Raw genomic sequence first — 1,263 nt, 5'->3', positions numbered from 1 at the left:
GAGTACTTAAAAACTGGAAAACTAAATGTAAAGGAGCGCATCGATTGGGATACAAAAGCACCTATGGTTGAACAAAATAACACAAAAGCGGATGAATTTTTAGGTTACTCTTTGCTCCGAAAAACCAAAGGTATAGGTCAACCAGAGTCATCTTATTATAGGGATTCGTCTGGAAAAATTATTTCTCGTAAATCTTACTCGTTCAGGTCAATGGATTTTTTATGGCTATATAATTATATTTTGTCAATGGGAAGTAATCGTTATGAGTCTGGTAAATATAGAACAGCATTAGCGAACCCAAATTGGTTTTTTATAGAAATTAATGGCAAAGAAATTTCTCCTACAAATTATTACGAGGAAAGAGAAAATCCTCAGGATTCACTTATCAAATGGTTAGCCGGAACTTACTATGATTATGATCTTAAAGTACCATATCCAGGTATTAAATCTGACAGTATTTTTTTTCATAAATACATGCTGGAAAGCCTAAATAGCTTTTCACCCTATAAGGGAAAAATAGAAAAACGAAAGGTGAAGTCATGGATAATCATAAAAAAGGATAACTCTTTATCTTTTCTATCAAAATCACCTATAAACGACCAGGAACGGTTTGTTGAGTTTCATGATAATTTAACTAAAGACCGACTTGAAAAGGTGAAGAATGTGACCTTTGATCAATTTATTTCGTGGTGCATGTATAATCATCATGTAATGATGCCGCCAGTTTTTAACGAAACGGGGTATAATAAGGAAAAAATATCGCTTAGTGATTTGAATTTGGATTTTCTTGCTAATAAAGCTAAAGCGTTTGTTAATAAGGTAGATTTAAATGAGTGGAGGGCTTCCTTTAATCGCAATGGGCTCGATATTAAAATCGAAGACAGGGAAGTTGAAGTCATGGTGTTTAGAAAAGAGAAAAACCTCTGAAAATAAAATGAAAAATAGATTTTTAGTTGTGTTTATTGCCCAGGTTGTAATAGCACAAGCTTTATTTGCTCAAAGTAAAATTACAAAGCTTATCAAAAATGATATTGTTCCTGCTGAAATGTCGATAGGTAAATTAATGAATTACAAATCAAAAACAGCTAAGTTTTCTGACTTCAGGGGTAAACTCGTTATTCTTGATTTCTGGAATACCCACTGTTCTCCTTGTGTAAAAGAGCTTCCTGGAATGGATTCTTTGCAAAAGGAATTTGGGCGTAAAATTGCAATAATTCCAGTTACTCGTAATGAACTTCCTGAAATTCAGAGTTATTTTAAAAA

2 protein-coding genes are annotated in these 1,263 nt (G+C 32.8%); both read left to right on the top strand.

Annotation, left to right across the window (positions count from 1 at the left end; all coding sequences use genetic code 11):
• Positions 1-927 (top strand): hypothetical protein (locus tag IM797_RS28130; protein ID WP_194130555.1); only part of this gene is annotated, 927 nt, incomplete at its 5' end.
• Positions 928-934: 7 nt separating this feature from the next.
• Positions 935-1,263 (top strand): TlpA disulfide reductase family protein (locus IM797_RS28125; protein ID WP_194130554.1); only part of this gene is annotated, 329 nt, incomplete at its 3' end.

The sequence above is a fragment of the Pedobacter sp. MC2016-24 genome, assembly GCF_015223055.1.
GTDB lineage: Bacteria > Bacteroidota > Bacteroidia > Sphingobacteriales > Sphingobacteriaceae > Pedobacter.
This window is presented reverse-complemented; position numbering and strand designations above follow the sequence as displayed.